The 22,823-nt window shown below is 75.8% G+C and carries 20 protein-coding genes; 10 read left to right on the top strand and 10 right to left on the bottom strand.

Going from position 1 to position 22,823, the window contains the following annotated elements; translation table 11 throughout:
* The first annotated feature begins 33 nt into the window (after nt 1-33).
* The 5 genes from ABD158_RS17740 to ABD158_RS17720 all read left to right on the top strand — a co-directional run bounded on the left by ABD158_RS17740 (nt 34) and on the right by ABD158_RS17720 (nt 6,141).
* A complete protein-coding gene (locus ABD158_RS17740; protein ID WP_344009060.1) occupies nt 34-945 on the top strand; it encodes a DegV family protein in 912 nt (303 codons plus the stop codon).
* Nucleotides 946-1,033: 88 nt separating this feature from the next.
* Complete coding sequence (locus ABD158_RS17735) at nt 1,034-2,257, top strand: ComEA family DNA-binding protein (RefSeq protein ID WP_344009058.1); 1,224 nt, start codon at nt 1,034-1,036, stop codon at nt 2,255-2,257.
* A 1-nt stretch (nt 2,258) separates the two neighbouring features.
* Nucleotides 2,259-4,643 carry a ComEC/Rec2 family competence protein gene (locus ABD158_RS17730; RefSeq protein WP_344009056.1) on the top strand — a complete coding sequence of 795 codons (2,385 nt, stop codon included), beginning with the start codon at nt 2,259-2,261 and terminating at the stop codon, nt 4,641-4,643.
* Between the two features lie 44 nt (nt 4,644-4,687).
* The gene (holA, locus tag ABD158_RS17725) at nt 4,688-5,686 is read left to right on the top strand and encodes a DNA polymerase III subunit delta (protein WP_344009054.1); all 999 of its coding nucleotides are present in this window, start codon (nt 4,688-4,690) and stop codon (nt 5,684-5,686) included.
* 128 nt (nt 5,687-5,814) lie between these two features.
* Entirely contained in the window at nt 5,815-6,141 is a 327-nt protein-coding gene (locus tag ABD158_RS17720; RefSeq protein ID WP_344009052.1) for a VOC family protein, read from the top strand.
* 99 nt (nt 6,142-6,240) lie between these two features.
* Here ABD158_RS17720 and rpsT read toward each other — a convergent pair whose 3' ends face one another.
* Complete coding sequence (gene rpsT / locus ABD158_RS17715; protein ID WP_344009051.1) at nt 6,241-6,501, bottom strand: 30S ribosomal protein S20; 261 nt, start codon at nt 6,499-6,501, stop codon at nt 6,241-6,243.
* Nucleotides 6,502-6,627: 126 nt separating this feature from the next.
* Entirely contained in the window at nt 6,628-7,575 is a 948-nt protein-coding gene (locus tag ABD158_RS17710; protein ID WP_344009049.1) for an aminoglycoside phosphotransferase family protein, read from the bottom strand.
* Nucleotides 7,576-7,679: 104 nt separating this feature from the next.
* Between ABD158_RS17710 and ABD158_RS17705 the strand changes: the two genes are divergently transcribed.
* A complete protein-coding gene (locus ABD158_RS17705) occupies nt 7,680-9,293 on the top strand; it encodes a thiamine pyrophosphate-binding protein (protein WP_344009047.1) in 1,614 nt (537 codons plus the stop codon).
* 84 nt (nt 9,294-9,377) lie between these two features.
* On the opposite strand, the gene ABD158_RS17700 is transcribed toward ABD158_RS17705, so the two are convergent.
* Complete coding sequence (locus tag ABD158_RS17700) at nt 9,378-10,970, bottom strand: alkaline phosphatase D family protein (RefSeq protein WP_344009045.1); 1,593 nt, start codon at nt 10,968-10,970, stop codon at nt 9,378-9,380.
* Between the two features lie 50 nt (nt 10,971-11,020).
* A complete protein-coding gene (locus ABD158_RS17695) occupies nt 11,021-12,154 on the bottom strand; it encodes a WD40 repeat domain-containing protein (RefSeq protein WP_344009043.1) in 1,134 nt (377 codons plus the stop codon).
* Between the two features lie 109 nt (nt 12,155-12,263).
* On the opposite strand from ABD158_RS17695, the gene lepA reads away from it, so the two are divergent.
* Complete coding sequence (gene lepA / locus ABD158_RS17690; protein WP_425573231.1) at nt 12,264-14,156, top strand: translation elongation factor 4; 1,893 nt, start codon at nt 12,264-12,266, stop codon at nt 14,154-14,156.
* Between the two features lie 54 nt (nt 14,157-14,210).
* Here lepA and ABD158_RS17685 read toward each other — a convergent pair whose 3' ends face one another.
* From ABD158_RS17685 to ABD158_RS17670, 4 genes are all read right to left on the bottom strand, one after another.
* Nucleotides 14,211-14,513, bottom strand: coding sequence for a transcriptional regulator (locus ABD158_RS17685; protein WP_344009039.1), 303 nt, complete (start codon nt 14,511-14,513; stop codon nt 14,211-14,213).
* Nucleotides 14,510-14,965, bottom strand: coding sequence for a hypothetical protein (locus tag ABD158_RS17680; protein WP_344009037.1), 456 nt, complete (start codon nt 14,963-14,965; stop codon nt 14,510-14,512). Before ABD158_RS17680 ends, ABD158_RS17685 begins: the two co-directional genes overlap by 4 nt.
* 83 nt (nt 14,966-15,048) lie before the next feature.
* On the bottom strand, nt 15,049-16,182 hold the full coding sequence (locus tag ABD158_RS17675; RefSeq protein ID WP_344009035.1) for a winged helix DNA-binding domain-containing protein: 1,134 nt from the start codon (nt 16,180-16,182) through the stop codon (nt 15,049-15,051).
* 7 nt (nt 16,183-16,189) lie between these two features.
* On the bottom strand, nt 16,190-16,741 hold the full coding sequence (locus tag ABD158_RS17670) for a maleylpyruvate isomerase N-terminal domain-containing protein (protein ID WP_344009033.1): 552 nt from the start codon (nt 16,739-16,741) through the stop codon (nt 16,190-16,192).
* A gap of 51 nt (nt 16,742-16,792) precedes the next feature.
* Between ABD158_RS17670 and ABD158_RS17665 the strand changes: the two genes are divergently transcribed.
* Nucleotides 16,793-17,635, top strand: a complete 843-nt coding sequence (locus tag ABD158_RS17665) for a helix-turn-helix domain-containing protein (protein WP_344009031.1) — start codon at nt 16,793-16,795, stop codon at nt 17,633-17,635.
* Nucleotides 17,632-18,561 carry an aminoglycoside phosphotransferase family protein gene (locus ABD158_RS17660; protein WP_344009030.1) on the top strand — a complete coding sequence of 310 codons (930 nt, stop codon included), beginning with the start codon at nt 17,632-17,634 and terminating at the stop codon, nt 18,559-18,561. Before ABD158_RS17665 ends, ABD158_RS17660 begins: the two co-directional genes overlap by 4 nt.
* Nucleotides 18,562-18,633: 72 nt before the next feature.
* Here the strand turns inward: ABD158_RS17660 and ABD158_RS17655 are convergent, their stop codons facing one another.
* Nucleotides 18,634-19,998, bottom strand: a complete 1,365-nt coding sequence (locus tag ABD158_RS17655) for an amidase (protein ID WP_344009028.1) — start codon at nt 19,996-19,998, stop codon at nt 18,634-18,636.
* A 34-nt stretch (nt 19,999-20,032) separates the two neighbouring features.
* On the bottom strand, nt 20,033-21,613 hold the full coding sequence (asnB, locus tag ABD158_RS17650; RefSeq protein WP_344009026.1) for an asparagine synthase (glutamine-hydrolyzing): 1,581 nt from the start codon (nt 21,611-21,613) through the stop codon (nt 20,033-20,035).
* 161 nt (nt 21,614-21,774) lie between these two features.
* Here asnB and ABD158_RS17645 point away from each other — a divergent pair.
* Nucleotides 21,775-22,823: AMP-dependent synthetase/ligase (locus tag ABD158_RS17645; RefSeq protein WP_344009461.1), on the top strand; the 1,049-nt coding region annotated here is incomplete at its 3' end.

Here is a 22,823-nt window from a genome sequence, read left to right as displayed (position 1 = left end):
CCCGCGCGTCGTCGCTGATCTAGGGTGCGCGGCATGCCGTCGTCCGCACCCCACCGCGTGGTCGTGACGGACTCGACGGCCAGCCTCCCGGCCGCGCTCGTGCGCGAGCGGGGGCTGGTCGTCGTCCCGCTCCAGGTCGTCATCGGCGACGAGGTCCTGGACGAGGCCGTCACCGAGGACGGCACCGTCGACGGGGCCGACGGCGCCACCCCCGCCCGGGTGGCCGCGGCCCTGCGGGCGCACCGGATGGTCTCCACCTCGCGGCCCAACCCGGCGGCGATGGCCCGGGTGTACGCCGAGCTGGCCTCGGCCGGCGTCGACGAGGTGGTGGCGGTCCACCTGTCCGGCGAGGTCAGCGGCACCGTCGAGTCCGCCCGCTCCGCCGCCCGCGACGCCCCGGTGCCGGTGCACGTGGTCGACACCCGTCAGGTGGGGGTCGCCACCGGGTACGCCGCGCTGGCGGCCTCCCGCGTCCTCGAGGCGGGCGGCACGGGCGCGGAGGCGGCCGACGCCGCCGGCCGGCGCGCCGCGGCCGCCTCGTCGTACTTCTACGTGGACACGCTGGAGTACCTGCGTCGCGGCGGCCGGATCGGCGCCGGCGCCGCGCTGCTCGGCAGCGCCCTGGCGGTCAAGCCGCTGCTGACCATCACCGACGGCGTGGTCGGACCGCTCGAGCGGGTGCGCACGACCTCCAAGGCGCTCGGTCGGCTCGAGGCGCTGGCGGTGACGGCGGCCGAGGCCGCGGACGACCGCGTCGAGGTCGGGGTCGCGCACCTGGCCAACCCCGACCGCGCGGCGGACCTGGCGCAGCGGCTGACGGAGCGGCTCGGTGAGCGGCTCGCGCACCCCGAGGTGCGCTGCGACGAGCTGGGCGCCGTGCTCGGCGCCCACGTCGGCCCGGGCATGGTCGCGGTCTGCGTCTCGCCGCTCGTCCGCGCCACCTGACCTCCACATCCCACGCCGAGGACGGGTCGTCCACAGCCGGGCGCCCGACCCGGGCGGCCCGCGTCCCGCGGTGCCTAGCGTCATCGGCATGGGACCCCTGCGACCGCGCCGACCCGGGGCGACCGCCGCCCACCAGGAGGCCGTCGCCCGTCGTCTCGCGCTGCTCGACGCGGAGCTGACGGCGGTGCGCACCGGCGCCGGCTCCCGACCGGGGGCCGCAGGGCGTCGCGACGAGGAAGCGGTCGCGGGCCCGGGCCGGGACGACGGGGACCACGGGGACCGGGACGGGTCGGACTGGGACGACTGGGACGAGTGGGACGAGGTCGGCGACACCGTCTCGCCCGGCGCGCCCACGGCGGGCGGCTGGGACGTGGCCCCCGCGAACCCGGCACCCGACACCCACACCCGCGTGCGGCCCGCGGGCGTGCCGGGGGCCAGGCCCGCACCCGACGTCGAGGTCGTGCTCGGGGAGGTGGCGACCCCGGGTCGTCACGCGTCGCGGCGGCCGGGGCGCCCGGCGGCCGCGGAACCGGCCCCGGGCCTGGCCGGGCGACCGTGGCTCGCCGCGCTCCCGGAGACGCTGCGTGGCCGCACGGGGCTCGGGGCGGCGCACCTCGCCGTGGTCGCCGTCCTCGTCAGCCTGGGCCTCGGGGTGACCTGCTGGTGGGTCCTGCGCAGCGCTCCCGACCCGCTCCCTCCCACGTCCCCGGCCGGGGCGCTCGTGACGCCCTCCGCCACCGCTGCGCCCGGAGTCGGCGCGCCGACCCCGGCGGCCCCCGCGGCGACCGCACCCTCCGGGGCGGGCGACCCGGTGGGAGGCGCGGGCTCGGCGGGCTCGGCAGGCGAGGCGGGCGAGGTGGTCGTGGACGTCGCCGGCAAGGTCCGGCGCCCGGGGATCGCGGTCCTCCCGGCGGGCTCCCGGGTGGCCGACGCGCTGGCCGCGGCCGGGGGAGCGCGACCCGGGGTGGACCTCACCGGGCTGAACCTGGCCCGGGTGCTCCTCGACGGCGAGCAGGTGCTCGTGGGCGTCGTCCCCGCGGCGGTGCCGGGAGCGCCGGGAGCGCCGGGCGCCCCGGCCACGACCGCGCCGGGCGTCCCGGCGGTGCCCGGTGCGCCCGCCGCCCTCGTGGACCTCAACACCGCCGACCTCGCGCTGCTCGACACGCTGCCCGGTGTCGGGCCCGTCACCGCGCAGGCCATCCTCGACTGGCGCGCCGAGAACGGCGGGTTCACGGCGGTGGAGGACCTGCTCGACGTCAGCGGCATCGGCGAAGTCACCCTGGCCGAGCTGACACCGCTCGTCACGGTGTGAGGTGGCGGCGGCGACGGACGTGCGCCCGGACGAGGCCCACGACGAGGAGCGGGACCCGCCGGAGCCGCCCGACCTGCGGATGCCGGTGCTCGCGCTGGGTGCGTGGGCCGGCGGGCTGCTGGGCCTGACGTGCCCTCCCGTCGGGCTCGCGCTGGTCCTGGGAGCGGTCGTCGTCGCCGGGGCCGCACTCGGCACGGCGTGGGGCCGCCGGGGTGCGCCGCCCGGGGCCCTGCGCGCCGCGGCCGGGTGCGTGCTCGTCCTGGTGGCCGTGGCGGTCGTCGCCGCGGTGCGGGTCGCCCTGGTGGCGGGGGACCCGGTGGCCGCTCTCGCGGAGGACGGCAGCGCCGTCAGCGGCCTGGGCACGGTCACCTCCGACCCCCGTCTGGAGCAGGGGTCGTTCTCGGACTACGTGCTGGTCCGGGTGCGGGTGACCGAGCTGAGCGCCCGCGGCCGGGACCTGTCGGTCTCGGCGCCGGTGCTCGTCCTCGCGGACCCGTCCTGGGCCTCCGTGCGGCTGGGGTCGCAGGTGCGGCTGGCGGGACGGCTCGAGGCCGCGGAGGGCGACGACCTCGCCGGGCTCCTCACGGCGCGGGGCGACCCGGTCGAGGTGACGGCCCCGGGCCCGCTGTGGCGGGGTGCGGACGCCGTCCGCGCCTCGATCCGCGACGCGGTGGAGCACCGACCACCCGCCCAACGGGGGCTCGTGCCGGCCCTGGTGGTCGGCGACGACTCCCGGTTGCCCGCCGACCTCGAGGAGGACTTCCGCACCACCGGCCTCACGCACCTCCTCGCGGTCTCCGGCACCAACCTCACCCTGCTCGTGGGTGCTCTCCTCGTCGTGGCGCGGTGGGCCGGGGTCCGCGGCCGGTGGCTGCAGCTGGTGGGAGCGGTCGGGATCGTCGGCTTCGTGCTCCTGGCACGGACGGAGCCGAGCGTGGTGAGGGCCGCGGCGATGGGGGCGGTGGCGCTGCTGGCGATGGGCGGCAACGGGGTGAGGCGCGGGAGCCGGGCCCTCGGCGTCGCGGTGACGGTGCTGCTGCTGGTCCACCCGTGGTTCGCGCGGTCGCCGGGGTTCGCCCTCTCGGTGCTCGCGACCGCCGGCATCATCGTGCTGGCACCCGTCTGGCGCGACGCGATGGCCCGCCGACTGCCGCGCTGGCTGGCGGAGGCGATCGCGGTCCCGGCCGCCGCGCAGCTCGCCTGCACCCCGGTCGTCGCGGCCCTGTCGGGGCAGGTGAGCCTCGTCGCGGTGGCGGCCAACCTGCTGGCCGCGCCCGCCGTCGGCCCCGCGACCGTCCTGGGGCTCGCGGCCGGCGTCGTGGGTCTGCTCGCCGACCCGGTCGCGGGTGCGGTCGGCACGCTGGCCGGCTGGTGCGTGGCCTGGATCGTGCTCGTCTCCCGCCGCGGGGCGGCGGTGCCGACCCCGGCGGTGGACTGGGGCACGACGCCGCTCGCCCTGGGGGTGCTGACCGTGCTGTGCGTCGTCCTCGCCCTCGCGGCGCCGTACGTGCTGCGGAGCGGCGCCGGGTTCCTGCTCGTCCTCACGGCGTCGGTGGTGGTGGTCGTGGTGCCGCTGCCGACGCCCGGGTGGCCGGCGCGCGACTGGGTGCTCACGGCGTGCGACGTGGGCCAGGGCGACGCCCTGGTGCTGCGGGCGGGGCCAAGTGCGGGCGTGGTGGTCGACTCCGGACCCGAGCCCGCAGCGGTCGACCGCTGCCTGGACCGCCTCGGTGTGGACCGGGTGCCGCTGCTGCTGCTCACCCACTTCCACGCCGACCACGCGGGAGGTCTGGAGGGAGTGCTGTCCGGCCGGGAGGTGGGGGCCGTCGAGGTGACCGCGCTCGCGGAGCCGGCGGACTCCGCCGCCGCGGTCGCCCGGTCGGCGGCGCGAGCAGGGGTGCCGGTCCGGGTGCCGGCGTACGGCGAGACCCGCACGGTCGGGGCGGTGACGCTCCAGGTCCTGGGGCCCCTGCCGGGTGCGCCGGCGACGACGTCGGGCGCCCCGCCCTCCGACGGCGAGGGGTCGGCGGCCAACGACGCCAGCCTCGTGGTGCTGGCCGAGGTCGGCGGGGTCAGCGTGCTGCTGACCGGTGACGTCGAGCCGCCGGCGCAGGAGGAGCTGGCCCGGTCCGTGCCGGGCCTGCGGGTCGACGTGCTGAAGGTGCCGCACCACGGGAGCCGTCACCAGGACCTCGACCTGCTGCTGTCCCTGGACGCGTCGCTGGCGCTCGTCTCGGTGGGGGAGGACAACACCTACGGCCACCCCTCCGCCGAGGTCCTCGGGCCGCTCGAGGACGCCGGCGTCGAGGTCGGTCGCACCGACACCGACGGTGACCTCCTCGTGGTCGGTGGCGGCGGCGCTCCGGCCCTCGTCACGGCGGACTGACGCACGCGCGGGGCCCGTCGGTGGGCTGTGGCAGTCTGCGGTGCATGGCCTCCCCGACCCGCGCCGCGGCCCCCGCGCCCGCCTCCGTCCTGGGTCGCGTCACGCTGGTGACGGGCAAGGAGGAGTTCCTGCGCGACCGCGTGGTGCGCGACGTGAGGGCCGCCGTGCGCGAGCACGACGCGGAGGCGGAGCTGTCGGAGACCCGGGGCGGCGAGCTCAGCATCGCCACCCTCGGTGAGCTCTCGGCGCCGTCGCTGTTCTCCTCCACCCGCGGGGTCGTGGTCTGGGAGCTGGAGAACCTGCCGGAGGAGTCCGTCGCCGGCCTCGTCGCGTACGCCGGCGCCCCGGCCGAGGACGTCGCCCTCGTGCTGGTCCACTCGGGCGGCCCCCGGGGCAGCGGTGTCCTCGCCAAGCTGCGCAAGCAGGCCGGCGTCGCGGAGACGAAGGTGGGCGAGCTGCGCTCGTGGGAGCTGCCGAAGTTCGCGGCGGCCGAGATCCGGCGCCACGGCTCGGGGCTCGACCAGGAGTCCGCCGGGTTCCTGGTGCAGGCCGTGGGCCACGACCTGCGCTCGCTGGCGGCGGCGGCCCACCAGCTGGCCACCGACTTCCCGGGCCGCACGGTGTCGACCGAGGAGGTCCAGCGCTACTTCGGCGGCCGGGCCGAGGCGACGTCGTTCGCCGTGGCCGACCACGCCTTCTCCGGCCGTCGGGCCCGGGCGCTGGAGGAGCTGCGGTGGGCGCTCGACGGGGGCGTGGCCGCCGTCCTGGTGACCTCGGCGTTCGCGTCGGGGGCCCGCGGTCTGGCGCGCTACCTCACCGCGCCCCGGGGGCTCAAGGAGACCGACCTGGCCCGCGAGGTCGGTGTGCCGCCGTGGAAGCTGAAGAGCCTGCGCGAGCAGGTGCGCGGCTGGGACGAGCGCGGCCTCGGGGCGGCGCTGGTGGCGGTGGCCCGCGCCGACAGCCAGATCAAGGGCGCGGCCAGCGACCCGGCGTACGCGCTCGAGCACCTCGTGCTCACGGTCTGCGACCTGCGGGCGCGCTGAGGCGCGACCCGGACGTCCACCCGTCGTCGTGCGGTGACCGGGCGCGTGCTCGCGAGAGGCGGGTGGGCCCACCGGGCGGCGTGCGGGGCCGTTGCGCGCTCGGAGGTCGGCGTGCGAGCGTGCCGGTCATGTTGCGGCTCGGTGCGGTGGTGATGTCGGTGTCCGACCCCCGGCGGGCCGGCGCGTTCTGGACCGAGGCGCTGGCCCTCGACCCGGACCCGCGGGACCCGGCCTTCCTCGTGCCGAGGGGGGCGACCCCCGGCACCCGACTGCACCTCGACGCGGACGACCGGACGCACCTCGACCTCTGGGCCGACGACCGGGCCGACCGGGACGCCCAGGTCGAGCGTCTGCTGCTGCTGGGCGCTCGGCGGGTGGAGTGGGACTACCCGGACGACGCCGATTTCGTGGTGCTGTCGGACCCCGACGGCACCCTGTTCTGCGTCATCGGCTGAGCCGCACCGCGCTCCCTGGGGTGGGGTGGGCGCCTGGAACGACGACGACCCGCCGTCCGGAGGACGACGGGTCGGCGCGGATCAGCCGGGTGGGGCGACTCAGAGCGAGTTCGCGCGCACCGCGATCTTGGACTTGCGGTTGGCCGCCTGGTTGCGGTGGATGACGCCCTTGGAGGCGGCGCGGTCGAGCTTGCGGCACGCCTCGCGGGCGTGGGCCTGCGCGGCCTCGGTGTCACCGGCGTCCGCGGCCTCGCGGAACTTGCGCACGGAGGTCTTCAGCGCGGTCTTGACCGACTTGTTGCGCTCGCGCGCGGCCTCGTTCTGCTTGTTGCGCTTGATCTGGGACTTGATGTTCGCCACGGGTTGCCTTCGCCTCGATGCTCGACGGTGCTGGACACAAACGGTGCTGCTGGAAGATTCAGGGCGCGGCGCGTTGGCGCTGCGCGCGACGGGTCAATCTAGCAAGGTCGCCGGGCGGCGCCCAAATCACGCCCATCCCCGTCGCTCGCACAGCCAGGCCCACGCCACCTGGGCGCACCAGTCCTGGTGGGCGCGCAGCCAGGGCGAGGTCGGTGGCACCGGACGCTCGCGGGCGGCGAGGAAGAACCCCGCCAGCAGCGCCAGGAGCCGGTCGACGTGGTCGGCGGGGACCTCGCGGGTCAGCGCACGGGTCGCGAGCAGCGACTCGACGTCCACCCCGTCGCCCCGCGGACCCAGCAGCAGCATCACCGTGTCGACCCAGGCGGCGCCGCGGACCGCGAAGTTCCAGTCGCACAGCCAGACCTCGCCCAGGGGACCCAGCAGGAGGTTGTCGTCGCGGACGTCGGTGTGGACCGCGGTGTCCCCCGCGGTCACCTCGACGTGGGCGGCCGCGAGGGCCGCGGCCTCCGCGCGGTGCGCGGCGAGGCCCGGCAGGTCGGGGTCGGGCCCGACCTCGGCCCAGCCCGCGACCGCGTCGGCCATGTCGGCCGCGAACGTCGTGGGCGCCACGGCGGGTGGCGCCGGCGTGAGCAGGTCGGCGCAGTCCTCGAGCGCATCGAGGCAGCGCTCGAGCTCGTCGAGGTCCCACGGTCGTCGTGCGAGCTCGCCCGGCACGTGCTCGATCCCCAGCACCACCCAGTCCTCGTCGGCGTGCCACCAGCGCAGGCGTGGGGCGGGCACCCCGGCCGGGAGGGCGGCGAGGCGTCGGGCCTCGTCGGCGTACGACGCGGCGAACACCCGCTGCGCCTTCACGCTGGCTGCCTTCACGAAGTGACGGGAGCCGTCGGCGCAGGTCAGCACGGACGCCATCCCGGGGGTGAAGCCGCCCGGGCACGAGGCCGCGGACACCACGGGGGAGCCGAGCCGGCGGCCCACGAGGTCGCGCAGGTGCGGGGGGAGGAAGGACCACTCGAGACGACGCGCGGTCGCGCCGTACGGGATGGGCTGCAGCACGCGCCCACCCAATCACGCGCGCGGTCCGGGGCCGGCTCATGCTCCCGGCGGCACCGGGCACCGGGCCCCCGTGCGTCCACCGTGGCCGCCGGTGAGGAGTGTCGATGACGACCGTGGCAGCGCACCTGGCGGAGGCCCTGGCCGAGCACGGGGTCACCCAGGTCTGGGGAGTGGTCGGCGACGCCCTGAACCCGGTGACCGACGCGATCAGCCGTGAGGAGCGCCTCAGCTGGGTGGGGGTGCGCCACGAGGAGGCCGGCGCCTTCGCCGCGGGCGCCCAGGCGCAGCTGTCGGGTCGGCTCGGGGTCTGCATGGGCACCGTGGGACCGGGCTCGGTGCACCTGCTCAACGGCCTGTACGACGCGAAGAAGTCGCACGCCCCCGTGCTCGCGATCTGCGGTCAGGTGCCCCGCGCCGACATCGGCAGCGACGCCTTCCAGGAGGTCGACAACGACGTGCTGTTCGCCGACGTCGCCGACTACTGCGCGACCGTCAACGACCCCTCCCAGCTGCCGCGGGTGCTCGAGCAGGCGGGCAACACCGCGCTCGCGGGCGGGGGCGTCGCGGTCATCACCCTGCCGGGCGACGTCGGCGACCTCGAGCTGCCGGAGGGCACGCCGCCCACCCGGTTCGCGGCCCCGCGCCCGACCCCGGTGGCCGACGAGGCCTGCCTGCGGGAGGCCGCGGTCGCGCTGCACGAGGCGCGGACGGTGACGATGCTCGTCGGCACCGGGGCCCGCGACGCCCGCGCGGAGGTGCTCGCGCTGGCCGAGCGGCTGCAGGCACCGATCGTGCTGACCCTCAAGGCCAAGGAGGTGCTCGAGCACGACAACCCCCACGGGATCGGTCAGGCGGGACTGCTCGGCAACCCCGCCACCACGCAGGCCCTGGACGCCTGCGACGTGCTGCTGATGGTCGGCACCGACTTCCCCTACCCGGCGTACCTGCCCGAGCACGCGACGGTCGTGCAGGTCGACGCCCGCGCCGCCCACGTGGGGCGCCGCACGAAGGTCCACCACGCCGTCGTCGGCGACGCCGGCGACGCCCTGCGCCGGCTGACCCCGCTGGTCGGGGAGAAGCCCGACGACGCGCACCTGCGCTCCGCGCTCGCCACGTACGACGGGTGGCGGGCCGAGCAGGCCCGCCTCGCGGACCCGTCGTACCGGCCCGGCGGCCCGGTGCGCCCCGAGCTGCTGGCCGCCGCGATCGACCGGCACGCCGCGGCGGACGCGGTGTTCACCGCCGACACCGGGCTGGCGACGATCTGGCTCTCCCGGTGGGCCGCGATGGGCGCCGGTCGGCGCCTGCTGGGCTCGTTCAACCTGGGCTCGATGGCCAACGCCATGCCGCAGGCGCTCGGCGCGGCCGCGCTCGACACCGACCGGGAGGTCGTCGCCTGGTGCGGCGACGGCGGGCTCACGATGCTGCTCGGCGACCTGCTCACCGCCGTCGCCGAGGACCTCCCCGTGCGGCTCGTGGTCTTCGACAACGGGCGTCTGGGGCTGGTCAAGGTCGAGCAGCAGCACGAGGACCTCGCCGAGCACGGCACCGGGCTGCCCCAGCCCGACCTCGCCGTCCTGGCCCGGGCGCTGGGCATGCACGCGGTCCACGTCGACTCCGCCGAGGACGTCGACGCCGCGGTGGCCGAGGCGTTCGCCCACCCCGGCCCCGTGCTGATCGACGTCGCCGTCGACCCCGAGGCCACCCCGGAGGACTGACCCCCGGCCCCGGTCGCGGCTCACCCCGTCCCGGTCCCCGCCCGGGGGGCGGGCGGGGCGCCGCTCAGCAGCGCTCAGCAGCGCTCAGCGGCGCCGGGCGCGCAGGGTGCGGGAGTAGATCGAACGGCCGTCGACGTCGCGCAGGTGGACGGTGAGGTCGCGGCTGCCCGCGTCGATCTCGACCTCCCCGAAGAACTGGAAGCCCTCCGCCGGCGACACGTTCGCCGCCTCCGGCGAGGACACGAAGTCCTTGCGGGGCCCGAAGGTGCCGTCGAGGTCGGCCGCGGGGAAGGCCCCGGCGTTGAGCGGTCCCGACACGAACTCCCAGAACGGGTCGAAGGCCTGGAAGGCCGCCCGGTCGGGGGAGTAGTGGTGGGCCGCGGTGTGGTGGACGTCGGCGGTCAGCCACACGTGGTTGCGGATCCCGAGGCGCTGCAGCCCGGCGAGGACGGTCGCGATGCCCTGCTCGCGGCCCAGCGGGGCGCCGTCGTCGCCGTTGGCGATGCCCTCCCAGTCCTCGCCGTCGGGCACGAGCAGGCCGATCGGCAGGTCCGCGGCGACGACCTTCCAGGTCGCGGTGGAGCGCTCGAGCTCGCGCAGCAACCACCGGGTCTGCCGCCGACCCAGCACGCCCTCGCGCTCGGCGGGCTCGAGGTTGGGGGTGTTGGGGTTCTTGAAGGTGCGCATGTCGAGCACGAAGACGTCGAGCAGCGGGCCGTAGTGGATGACGCGGTAGATGCGACCGTCGGGGTCGGGGGACACGTCGGACAGCGGCGTCCACTCGTGGAAGGCGCGGTGCCCACGGCGAGCGAGGGTGTCCACGTCCTTCACCCGGTAGCGGTCGTCGTCGAGGATCTCGCCGGGGTACCAGTTGTTGGTGACCTCGTGGTCGTCCCACTGCACGACCTGCGGGGTGCGGGCGAGGAAGCGGCGCCAGTTGTCGGCGGTGAGGTTGTAGGCGTACTGGCCGCGGAACTCCGCGAGCGTCTCGGCCACCTTGGCCTTGGCCTCGCTGGTCTCGTTGCGCCACGTCGAGCCGTCGGGCAGGGCCACCGTGGCGGCGACGGGTCCGTCGGCGTAGACGTAGTCGCCGGAGCACAGGAAGAAGTCGGCGTCGCGGGAGGTCATCGCGTCGGCGATCCGGAAGCCGCCGTACTCGGGGTTGACGCCCCAGCCCTGGCCGGCGATGTCGCCGGACCACAGGAACCGGACGTCGTCGCGGCGTCCCGGCACGGTCCGCAGGCGCCCGACGACGGGCTCGCTCGCCCGGCGCGGGTCGTCGAGGTCTACCGCGCGCACGCGGTAGTGCAGCTCGGTGCCACGCGGCAGGCCGGAGAGGTCGACGTGGCCGGTGAAGTCGCTGCCGGGGCCCACGACCGGGCCGCGCACGGTGCGGGCGCCGCGGAACCGCGGGTCGCGGGAGACCTCGACCATCAGTCGCGAGCGGCGGTCGGCGCGGCTCCAGACCACGGCGCCCCCGGCGCGCACGTCGCCGGACTGCACGCCGTGGGTCAGCCGCGGGCGTCCGCCGCGGACGAGGGTGGGCGCGGCGACGGCGGGCCCGCCCGCGGCGAGCGGCGCGAGCAGGCCGGAGGTCGCGGCGACGGAGGCCGCGGCGGCCAGGCCGGTGGTGCGCAGGACGGTACGACGGTCGACGGGGTCCGGGCGGGAGGTCATGGCGCCAACCTGACCGACCCGGACGAACCGCGGGTGTCCCCGCGGTGAACTCACCCGGTGATCGGGGCCGGGGTCGGGTAGCGCCGCGGGACGCCGGTCGGGCGGCCGTCGACGACGGGCGTCCGCCGCGCGCCGGCCACGCTGTCGACCGAGTAGACCCCGGTGCCGTCCGGCCCCCAGATCACGGACGACGGGACCTCCGCGTGCTCGGTCAGCTCGACGTGGGCGCCGGTGCCGGGGGTCCACGACAGGACACGCCCGTCACCGGCCCCGTCGCCGGCCGCGTCGCCGGCCACGGTCGCACCGACCAGCGCGAGGTGCGCGGAGTCCGGGGACCACGCCAGCCGCCCGGCCTCGAACCGTGCGGACGGCGGGAGGGTGGCCGTCGGCCGCCAGGTCGTGGTGTCGACGACGGTCGGCGTCCCGCGGTCGTCGAGGCCCGCGAGGGCGGTGCCGTCGGGGCTCCAGGCGAGCTCCGCCAGGGGCCCGTCGAGCGACGCCACCCGCGCGTCCGCGTCGAGGTCGTGGACCACGACGCCGTCGGGCGTGCCGACGGCCAGCAGGGTGCCGTCCGGGGCCAGCGCGAGGGCCCCGGGGTCCTCGACGCCGACGTCGAGCCAGTCGGTGCGGGCGCGGTCGGCGACCGACCACCGCCCGATCCGGTCGTCCTGGGCGGTGGACACCATGGTCTCCTCGTCGGCGGCCACGGCGAACCGGACGCTGCCGCCGCGGCCGTCGGTGGCGAAGTCGACCTCGTGGGCGAGCACCGTGCACGACCCGCCGCCCTCGGTGTCGCCGAAGACCACCCGCCCCCGGGCGTCGTACGTCGGGCCGCTCGAGGAGACCAGCGTGTCGCCCGCCCACACCGGGTCGCCGGCGACGCCGCCGAGGTCGCTCGCGTCGAGCCGGCGGCCGGTGTCGGTGTCCCAGAGGCAGGGCCCGCCGTCGCACGCGACGAGGAGCCGGTCGCCGTCGGGGGACAGGGCCGCGGCGTCCGCCCACACGGTGGCGTCCGGGTCGACGGCGACCGCCGGCGCGACGGAGGAGACGGAGGAGACGGGCCGCACGGTGGGCCCGGCCCCGCGTGCGGCGTCGTCCTCGCAGGTGTCCTCACCGGCCGTGCAGGCGACCAGGAGCAGGGGCGCGAGGAGGCCGGGGACGACCAGCGGGGTCCGGAACGGCATGGCCGGAGCATGCCCCGCGTCCACGGGGGCCAACCCTCGGATGCCCGGGGCCGTGGGGCCGCGTGGGAAGATCGGCCGGACCGTCGTAGAACCCGATCTGAGAGCAGCCGTGGCCACCACCTCCGTCGCGACACCCCAGCAGCCGGGCCGCACCGACCCGGCGCTGATCCGCAACTTCTGCATCATCGCCCACATCGACCACGGCAAGTCGACGCTGGCGGACCGGATGCTGCAGCTGACCGGCGTGGTCAGCGACCGCGACGCGCGGGCGCAGTACCTCGATCGCATGGACATCGAGCGCGAGCGCGGGATCACGATCAAGTCGCAGGCCGTCCGGATGCCGTGGACGGTGACCGACGAGGCCGCCGAGCTGCACGACATCGCGGCCGACACCTACGTGCTGAACATGATCGACACCCCCGGCCACGTCGACTTCACCTACGAGGTGTCGCGCTCGCTCGAGGCGTGCGAGACCGCGGTCCTGCTGGTCGACGCGGCGCAGGGGATCGAGGCGCAGACGCTGGCGAACCTCTACCTCGCGATCGGCGCGGACCTCCACATCATCCCGGTGCTCAACAAGATCGACCTGCCCAACGCGCAGCCCGACAAGTACGCCGCGGAGCTGGCCGGGATCATCGGCTGCGAGCCCGGCGACGTGCTGCGCGTGTCCGCCAAGACCGGCATGGGCGTCGAGGACCTGCTCAACGAGATCGTCGCCCAGACCCCGGCGCCGGTCGGTGACCCCGACGCCCCGCCCCGCGCGCTCATCTTCGACTCGGTCTACGACACCTACCGCGGCGTCGTCACCTACGTCCGCGTGGTCGACGGCAAGCTCAGCCACCGCGACCGGATCAAGATGATGTCCAACGGCGTCGTCCACGAGATGCTCGAGGTCGGCGTGATCAGCCCGGAGCCGGTCAAGGCCGGCGACCTCGGGGTCGGCGAGGTGGGCTACCTGATCACCGGCGTGAAGGACGTGCGCCAGTCGCGGGTCGGTGACACCGTCACCAGCCAGCACCACGGCGCGACGGAGCCGCTGGGCGGCTACAAGCACCCCAAGCCGATGGTCTTCTCGGGGCTCTACCCGATCGACGGCGACGACTACCCGACGCTGCGCGACGCCCTCGAGCGGCTCCAGCTCAACGACGCCGCCCTGGCCTACGAGCCGGAGACCTCCGGTGCGCTCGGCTTCGGCTTCCGCTGCGGCTTCCTCGGCCTGCTCCACATGGAGATCGTGCGCGAGCGACTCGAGCGCGAGTTCGACCTCGACCTGATCTCGACCGCCCCCAACGTGGTGTACGGCGTCCTGATGGAGGACGGCTCCGAGCAGGTCGTCACCAACCCGAGCGAGTACCCCGGCAACGGCAAGATCGCCGAGGTCCGGGAGCCCGTGGTGAAGGCGACGATCCTCTCGCCGAGCGACTACATCGGCGTCATCATGGAGCTCTGCCAGGCCAAGCGCGGCCAGCTCGAGGGGATGGACTACCTCTCCGAGGACCGCGTCGAGATGCGCTACACCCTGCCGATGGGCGAGATCGTCTTCGACTTCTTCGACCAGCTGAAGTCGAGGACCAAGGGCTACGCCTCCCTCGACTACGACGTCTCCGGGGAGCAGGCGGCCGACCTGGTGAAGGTCGACATCCTCCTCCAGGGCGAGACCGTCGACGCGTTCAGCGCGATCGTGCACCGCGACGCGGCCTACGCCTACGGGGTGATGCTCGCCGGCAAGCTGCGCGAGCTGATCCCGCGCCAGCAGTACGAGGTGCCGATCCAGGCCGCCATCGGGGCCCGTGTGATCGCCCGCGAGACCATCCGCGCGATCCGCAAGGACGTGCTCGCCAAGTGCTACGGCGGCGACATCAGCCGCAAGCGCAAGCTGCTGGAGAAGCAGAAGGAGGGCAAGAAGCGCATGAAGATGGTCGGCCGCGTCGAGGTCCCCCAGGAGGCCTTCATCGCCGCGCTCTCCACCTCCGGGCCGGCGGGGGACAAGCCCAAGAAGTAGTCGGCCGGCCGCGGCGCTGGGCACCGCGGCCGGGGACCGTCCCCGCTGGGCCCGTCAGCCGAGGAGGGCCCGCAGGGTGTCGCGGTGGCGGGTGTACGCGGCCCGCCCGGGCCGGGTCGCCTTGTAGGTCGTCGTCGAGCCCCGGCCGCGTCCGGACTTCGCGATCGTCAGGTAGCCGGCCGCCTCGAGGGCGCCGGCCTGCTTGGACAGGTCGGAGTCGCTGACGGCGAGGTGGTCGCGCAGGAAGCCGAAGTCGGCGGACGCGGCGCCGGTCAGCACGGCCATGATGGCCAGCCGCTTCGGTGCGTTCAGGACGGGGTCGAGCCCCGTCAGGGCGGAGGTGGGGATCCCGGTCATGCGAGCCGCGCCCTCACGGCGGCCGAGGCGCGGGCGTAGGCGCGGTTGTAGAGCCACACCGCGAGACCCCAGGTGACGCCGATGAACACGGCGGCGACCCACCCGGCGACGTAGTAGCCGAGGAGGAACGCGACCGGGATCAGCACGACGGGGGCAGCGAAGAGGGCGGCCGTCGGGCGGTGGTACTCCCGCGGCACGGTGCCGCCGTACGACGGGTAGGCCGCCTGCGTGCGGTGGTCCCACCCCAGGTAGCCGAGCACCACCACCAGGTGCACCAGGGACCACACGGTGCCGAGGGTGCCGTCGACGTAGGCGAGGCCGAGGGTGAACGTGGTCGCCCAGACGCCCATGGCGAGAGGGGTCCAGGCCGGGAACCGGTAGCCGGTCCACCCGAGTGCCTCGCCGCGCTCCGCCTCGCGGAGCTCCTGCCGGAGGATCTCGTTGCTTTCCATGGCGGAAACCTTAGGCATTGCTTTCCGGTTTCGCAAGCAGAAAGTCGAAAGGCTGCCGGAGCGCGCGGCCGGCGGGGCCCGGCTCAGGCGGTCTCGCGCGTGACGGTCACGGCGGTGACGGTGATGTCGAGCGCGGCCTCGAGGGCGGCGACCGGGGCGTCGAGCTCGGAGCGGCGGGGACGTCGCGTGCGGGCGAGCCACGCGACCTCGAGCGGACGACGGGCGGCGGAGCCGGTCGCGCGCCACCAGCCGGTGATCCGCCCGTCGACGAGGAGCGGGGGCAGGACGGTGGCGTTGCGCTTGTTCCACAGCCGCTCGTGGTGGTCGGCGGTGATGAAGCGCTCGCGGGCCGAGGGCTCGTAGGCGCACATCAGGGCGTCGAACTCCGGCAGCAGCCGCACGCCGGTCTCCGGGCCCCGCGGCGCCGGGGCGTGGGGGAGGTCCACGTACGTGCGACCGTCGGGGCCGGTCTCGCCCGCGAGGCCCAGCCGCGCCAGGGCGGCGTCGACCGGGCCGAGCGGCAACCCGGCCCACCAGGCGAGGTCCTGCCGGCTGGCGGGGCCGTGCGCGGCCAGGTGGAGCCGGACGAGGTCGGCGAGCGCTGCGGGGTCCGCGACCCTCTCGCGCCGGTCGGGCACGCGGGCCGTCGTGTACCCCGCCGGTCCCTGCCCGTGCCAGCCACCGCGGAGCGGACGGCGGACGAACCCGCCGTGGGTGTAGGACAGCGACCTCCCGACACCCTCCCGGACCGCGTCCGGGTCACGTCCCTCGCGCGCGCCCACCCAGGCGGCCAGGTGCGCGTGCAGCTCGTCGGCGGTGCGCGGCGGGTCCGCGGCGTACGCCTCGAGTGCGTCCCACAGCTCGTCGACCGCGGACGTCGTGGTCCGCAGCAGGCGCGCGAGGTACGCGCGGTGGGCCAGCCGCGTGGCGGCCTCCGTGAGGGGGTGATGGTCGGCCGCCACCGTGTGGACGGTGCCCCGCAGGGACGACCCGCGCACGATGGTCGCCGCCTCGAAGGCCCCGGTGATCGCGGCGTGGGTGGTCCCGGGTCGGCGGGCGGCGAGGCCCAGGAACGACGAGCGGGCGGTCTGGGACTGGATGGGGCCCATCGCCCGCAGGGCGGCCGCCACGTCGTCCGGGCCCTGCGGCGGTGGTCCGTCGACCGGCAGCTGGCGGGCCAGCGCCCGGGCCGCGAGGTCCTCCCAGGTCAGGGTCATGGAGTGATCATGGCCGCCACGAGGGGTCGCGGCCCAGCCGTCCGAGCAGCCGGTCCCGCGCCGGTGCGTCGGCGGGCACGGCCACGGCCGGGGCGCAGATGCCCTCGCCGTACAGCGCTCCACCCCAGCCGTCGGCGGTCGCGTCGAGCTCGGCGGCCTCGGCGTCGGAGACGTCCCACTGCTGTCCCGTGGCCGCCGCGACGTCCCAGGCGTGGACCAGGAGGTCCCACCCGTAGAAGTCGGCCATGGTCGCGCCCACCGTGGTGGGGCCGAAGTAGCCGTCGTAGGCGCGCCCGGCGACGTCGTCGCGGCCCAGGACGTCGAGCACCTCGCGGCGGTGGGCGTCGAAGTCGGTGGGCGTCGGGGCGTCAGCCGCGAGGAGACCCTGCCGGACCAGGAAGTCGCGCTGCGTGGCCACGACGTGGTCGACGACGTCGCGCACGCTCCACCCGGTGCAGGGGGTGGGGGCGCCCCGGTGGAGGTCGGTGGTCAGCAGGGCCGCGAAGCGCTCGGCCCGCTCGGCGAAGCGGGCGGTGTCGGAGGGGGTCTCGGTCGTCATGGCGCCACTGTGGTCCGCCGCCCCGTCGGGTGATTGTGATAATCCGACACCGTGGACGGACACGACGGCGGGCCGGCCCGTGTCGACCCGGTCGACCGCGCCCACCTCACGGGGCGGAGCCGACCGACCCCGCCCATCCACCGCTACGCCCCCTCGGCCGACCTGGCCGGGCTCGTGGAGCGGTACTGGCTCCCGGTGTGGTCCCTCGCGGCGCCGCAGACCCAGCGCACGCTGCAGCACCCGGTGTGCCTGCTGGTCGTGTCACCCACCTACGCCCGCATGTACGGCGTGGCGCGGGGCTCCTCGACGGTCACCCTGGAGGGCACGGGCTGGGCGGCCGGCGTGATGCTGCGCCCGGCCGCGGGTGCGCTGCTGCTCGACGGCCCGGTGACCGGCCTGACGGACACGGCGATCGACCTCGGCGCCGTGCCGACGCTCGACGGCGACGCGCTGACCACCGAGGTCCGCGCCGCCATGGCCGAGGACCCGCACAGCTCGACGGCCCACGCCGCGGTCGTCGCGGCGTACGAGACCCGGCTGCGGCGCCTGCTGCCGGTCGACCCGGAGGGCGAGGTCGTCAACGGGCTCGTCGACTGGCTGGCCGCCCATCCGGAGGTGGTGCGGGTCCGGGACGTGGCGGCGGGGGTCGGGCTGTCGGAGCGTGCGCTGCAGCGGCTGGTGGTCCGCCGCACCGGGCTGACGCCGAAGTGGCTGCTGCAGCGGCGGCGCCTGCACGAGGCCGTGCTCCGGCTCAAGGCGGGCGGCACGTCCCTCGCCACGACGGCCGCCGACCTCGGCTACACCGACCAGGCGCACTTCACCCACGACTTCCGTACCGTGACCGGCATGACCCCCGGCGAGTACCTGGCCGACCAGCCCGGCACCCCCGCGTGACGACGGTCCCGGCCGGGCTCGAGGAGCGACGCGCCGACGGGGAGGACTGGGCGGACTGGCTCGACCGGCTGCCCGCCCTCGTCGACGCCCTGCTCGCGGAGTGGTCCCTGAGGCCGGACGGTGCGGCGCTCCACGGTTTCTGCTCTCTGGTGCTGCCGGTGACCGGACGCGAGGGCCCGGCGGCGCTGAAGGTGACCTTCGACGGCGACGAGGAGTCCGTCCACGAGCACCTCGCGCTGCAACGCTGGGCCGGCGCGGGCGCCGTACGTCTGCTGCGGGCGGCCCCGCGGCGCCGGGCGCTGCTGCTCGAGCGCCTCGACCCGCTCGACCTGGGCGACCTCTGGGACGTCGAGGCGTGCGAGGTCGTGGCCGGGCTCTACGAGGAGCTGCACGTGCCGGCGCTGCCGCAGCTGCGGACCGTCGCGTCGTACGTCGAGCGGTGGGACGCGGCGCTGGGGGACCTGCCGCGCGACGCGCCGCTCCCGCGCCGGCTCGTCGAGCAGGCCCGCTCGCTGACCCGCGACCTCCTGGCCGATCCCGGCGAGCAGGTCGTCGTCCACGGCGACCTGCACTACGCCAACGTGCTCGGCGTGCCGGACCGGTGGGGGGAGTGGCGTGCGATCGACCCCAAGCCGATGGCGGGGGACCGCCACTACGAGCCGGCGCCGATGCTGTGGAACCGGTTCGAGGAGCTGAGCCTCCCCGGCTCGGTCGGCGTCCGCGACGGGCTGCGCCAGCGCTTCCACACCCTGGTCGACGCCGCCGGGCTCGACGAGGACCGCGCCCGCGCCTGGGTCGTCGTCCGGATGGTCCACAACGGCTCCTGGACCGTCCACGACGCGCGCGCGGGCGACCGGGCGCTGACCCCCGACGAGCGGGCCTGGCTCACCCGCTGCGTGACCATCGTCAAGGCCGTCCAGGACTGACGAGTCGGCCCGGATGCGCACGGGACCGACGTCGAGTCGGCCCGGATGCGCACGGAGGAGGCGCCGGGTCGGCTAGCGCGCCAGCGCCGCCTCGACGGACGCGCCGAGCCGCAGCAGGGTGGCGTCGGAGCCGGCGGCGCCGGTGAGCATCACGCCGACGGGCATGCCGTCGGTGCGCGACGGTCCCGCCGGCACCGAGAGCGCGGGCAGGCCGGTGAGGTTCGCGACGACGGTCCAGCAGTCGGTGTACGGCGCCGCCATCGGGTCGGCGAGCTCCTCCGCCGACAGTTCGCCGAACAACAGGGGCGCCGTGGTCGGCATGGTCGGGGACAGCAGCACGTCGCAGTGCTGCAGCGCCCGGGCGACCTGCAGCCGCAGGCGGCGGCGGACGCCCTCGGCACGGTCCAGCTCGGCCTGCCCGGCGACCGTGCCGAGGAGCTCGCGACCCAGGGCGACCCGGCGGACGACCTCCTCGCCGGCCCGGCCCGTGGCGACCCACGGCTCCAGGACGGGCACGCAGGCCGCCGAGGTGAGCGACATGTACGCCGCGAGCCCGCGCGGCCCCTCGGGCACCAGCACGCGGACCACGTCGACGCCCAGGTCGACCAGGACGTCGAGCACCCCGTCGAAGCAGCGCAGCACCCCCGGCTGGTTGACCTGCCCCGAGAGCTCGTCGAGGATCCCGACCCGCAGCGAGCGGACGTCGCGCGGCCGCGGCAGCCCGCCGGGGCCCGGCGATCCGGCCAGCACGTGCAGCAGCCGGCGGACGTCGGCCACCGACCGGCCCAGCGGGCCGACGCGGTCGAGCCGGGGCGCGAACGGCACCACGCCGTCCAGCGGGACCAGGCCCGGGGAGGGGGCCATCCCGACCACGCCGCACTGCGAGGCCGGCTCGCGCACCGACCCGCCGGTGTCGGTGCCGACCGCGAGGGTGGCCATGCCCGCCGCGACGCAGACCGCAGCCCCGCCGCTGCTGCCGCCGGGGCTGCGGCGACGGTCGTGCGGGTTGCGTGTGGCGAGGGCGCGGGAGGTGCGGGTGGAGGCGCCCATGGCGAGCTCGTCCATGTTGGTGCGGCCCAGGAGCACCGCGTCGGCGGCCCGCAGCGCCGCCACGACCCGGGCGTCGCGGACGGCGGGCACGACCCCGGCGGCGGGGGAGCAGCAGGCGGTCACCTCCCCGGCGACGTCGACGTTGTCCTTCACCGACACCGGCACCCCGGCCAGCGGACCGAGCCGGTGCCCGGCGCTGCGGCGCGCGTCGACCGCCGACGCCCCGGCCAGCACGCGCTCGGCGTCGAGGTCGACGAACGCGTGCAGGTCGCCGTCGGAGGCGGCCACGGCCCGCAGGTGCGCCTCGGCGACCTCGACGGCGGTGGTCTCGCCCCGTCGTACGGCGGCGGCGAGGCGTCCCGCGGAGGTCCGGGTCAGGTCGGGCACGCGCCCAGGGTGGCAGCCCGGCGCGCGCGTGGGCTCAGGCGGTCGCGAACCGGCCGAGGACCGCCTCGGCCCGGATGCCGGGCAGGTGCGCGGCGAAGATGCGCTGGTAGCCGAGCTCCTCGCGGCTGCGGGCGGGCGGGAGACCCTCGATCTCGACGTCGGCCCAGTCGGTGTCCGGGACGAAGGACTCCGCGCGACGGGTCATGACGTCGGCCGTGCCCGACCCGTCGCCGAACTGCTCCTTGCGGCGCCACAGGAACTTCTCGGGCAGCCAGCCCGCGAAGGCCTCGCGCAGGATCGCCTTCTCCTGCGCATGCTCCTGGCCGTCCTCGCCCAGCAGCTTCCAGGCCACCGGGACCCGCTGGGCCACGGCGAGCATCTCGCGGGCCAGGAACGGCACCCGGGCCTCCAGCCCGAACGCCATGCTCACCCGGTCGGCGCGCTGGAGGTTCAGGTGGTGCAGCACCTCCAGGCCGTCGACGAGCGCGTCGGCGAGCGCGGCCTCGTCGAGCTCGCGCAGGTGGTGGTAGCCGGCGAAGAGCTCGTCGGCCCCCTCCCCGGTCAGCACGACCTTCACGTGCTGCGCGGCCAGCTCGGAGAGCAGGTAGTTGGGCACCGCGCTGCGCACCAGCGACGGCTCGTAGCTCTCGATCGAGCGCACCACGTCGGGCAGCACCTCGACCACCTCGTCGTCGGTGTAGACGCGCTCGTGGTGCTCGGTGCCGAGGTACGACGCGACCTCGCGCGCCGCGACGAGGTCCGGGCTGCCGACGGTGCCGGCGGCGAAGGAGCGGACGACGGCGCCGGGCCCGTGCGCCCGCTCCGCCTCGCGCACCATGATCGCGGCGACCAGGCTGGAGTCGAGGCCGCCGGAGAGGAACACCCCGACGCCGACGTCGGCCATCATCCGGGCCCGGACCTGGTCCACGAGGGTCTCGCGGATGGCGGTGTGCGCGTCCTCCCGGGCGACGTACGGCGTGCCGTCCCAGTCGGCGGGCCGGCGGGTCCCGAGCGGGTCCTCGCGCAGGTCCACGAACGGCTGCAGGCCGCCGGCGGGCGTCCAGTGGTGGCCGGGCGGGAACTCCTCGACGGCCGCGCGCACCTCGGGCGGGAACGCCCCCAGCTCGGACGCGGCGAGCAGCCGGTCGTCGTGGCGGGCCCAGTAGAGCGGCTTCACGCCGAGCGGGTCGCGGGCGAGCACGAGGCCGTGCTCGGCGGTGACGACGGCGACGGCGTACATGCCCCGCAGGTCGTGGAGGCCGGCCACGCCGCGGTGGGCGACGACGTGGAGGACCACCTCGGAGTCCGAGGTGGTCAGGAACGGCCCGCCCAGCTCGGCACGGAGCCGGTCGTGGTTGTAGATCTCCCCGTTGGCGACCACCCAGGCGCCCGCGGCCGGTCCGGGACCCTCGGCGCGCATCGGCTGGCGCCCGCCGGCGAGGTCGACGATGGCCAGCCGGGTGTGGCCCAGCCAGGTCGCGCCGACCTGCTCGGAGCCCTGCCCGTCCGGCCCGCGGTGGGCGATCGGGGCGAGCATGGACTCACCGGTCGCGCGGGCGACCTCGAGCCGCTCGGGGGTGGGTCGGAAGTCGTGGACGACGGCGATCCCGCACACGGTGCTCAGCTCCTCGGCTGGTCGGAGGCCCAGCCTAGCGAGCGCATGTTGCGGTGAGGTCTCACAGGCGCGGCCTTGCTACCGGCCAGTCACCACGTGATCTAGGTTACGCACCAACACTCGCCCCGCCGGCCCCCGCCGGCGGTGAGAAAGGGAGCCCCATGCCGATCAGCCGCGACGCCTCGTTCCTCGAGAGCCTGCCCGCCAACGTCGCCGTCCAGTTCTTCGACCGGGTCGCGGCGTCGGCGTCGCGCGAGGCGTACCGCTTCCCGGTGGGCGAGGCCTGGGAGTCCGTCACCTGGCAGCAGGCGGGCGACGACGTGTCCGCCCTGGCGGCCGGCCTGATCAGCCTCGGCATCGAGCCGGAGCAGCGGGTCGGGATCGCCTCGGGCACGCGCTACGAGTGGATCCTCGCCGACCTGTCGATCATGGCCTCCGGGGCGGCGACGACGACCGTCTACCCGACCACCAACACCGAGGACACGGCCTACATCCTGGGCGACTCGGAGTGCCGGGTGCTGTTCGCGGAGGACGACGAGCAGGTCGCGAAGGTCCGCGAGCGCCGCTCCGACCTGCCGCTGCTGGAGAAGGTCGTCGTCGTCGACGGCGCCACCGACGGCGAGTGGACGATCAGCCTCGACGACCTGCGGCGGGTGGGCCGCGAGCTGCTCGACCGCGAGCCGGGGGCGGTCCGCGACCGCGTCGCCGCGATCGGCCCCGACCACCTGGCGACCCTGATCTACACCTCCGGCACCACGGGCCGGCCCAAGGGCGTGCGCCTGACCCACCGCTCGTGGGTCTACGAGGGCGAGGCCATCCGCGCGCAGCACATCCTGTCCGAGGACGACCTGCAGTTCCTGTGGCTGCCCATGGCGCACTCGTTCGGCAAGGTGCTGCTGTCGACGCAGATGGCGTGCGGCTTCGCCACCGCGGTCGACGGTCGGGTCGAGAAGATCATCGACAACCTCGCCGTCGTCAAGCCCACCTTCATGGGCGCCGCCCCCCGCATCTTCGAGAAGGCCTACTCGCGGATCACCGTGATGACCGCCAGCGAGGGCGGGGCGAAGGAGAAGATCTTCACCAGGGCCTTCGCCGTCGGCAAGAAGGTCAAGGCGCTGGAGATGGCCGGCAAGCCGGTGCCGTTCGCGCTGCGCGCCCAGTACGGGCTGTTCGACAAGCTCGTGTTCTCCAAGGTCCGTGACCGCTTCGG

This window comes from Nocardioides lentus, assembly GCF_039529515.1.
In the GTDB taxonomy this organism is placed as follows: domain Bacteria; phylum Actinomycetota; class Actinomycetes; order Propionibacteriales; family Nocardioidaceae; genus Nocardioides; species Nocardioides lentus.
Note: the sequence above shows the minus strand (reverse complement) of the source record. Positions and strands in the feature narration are given on the sequence as shown.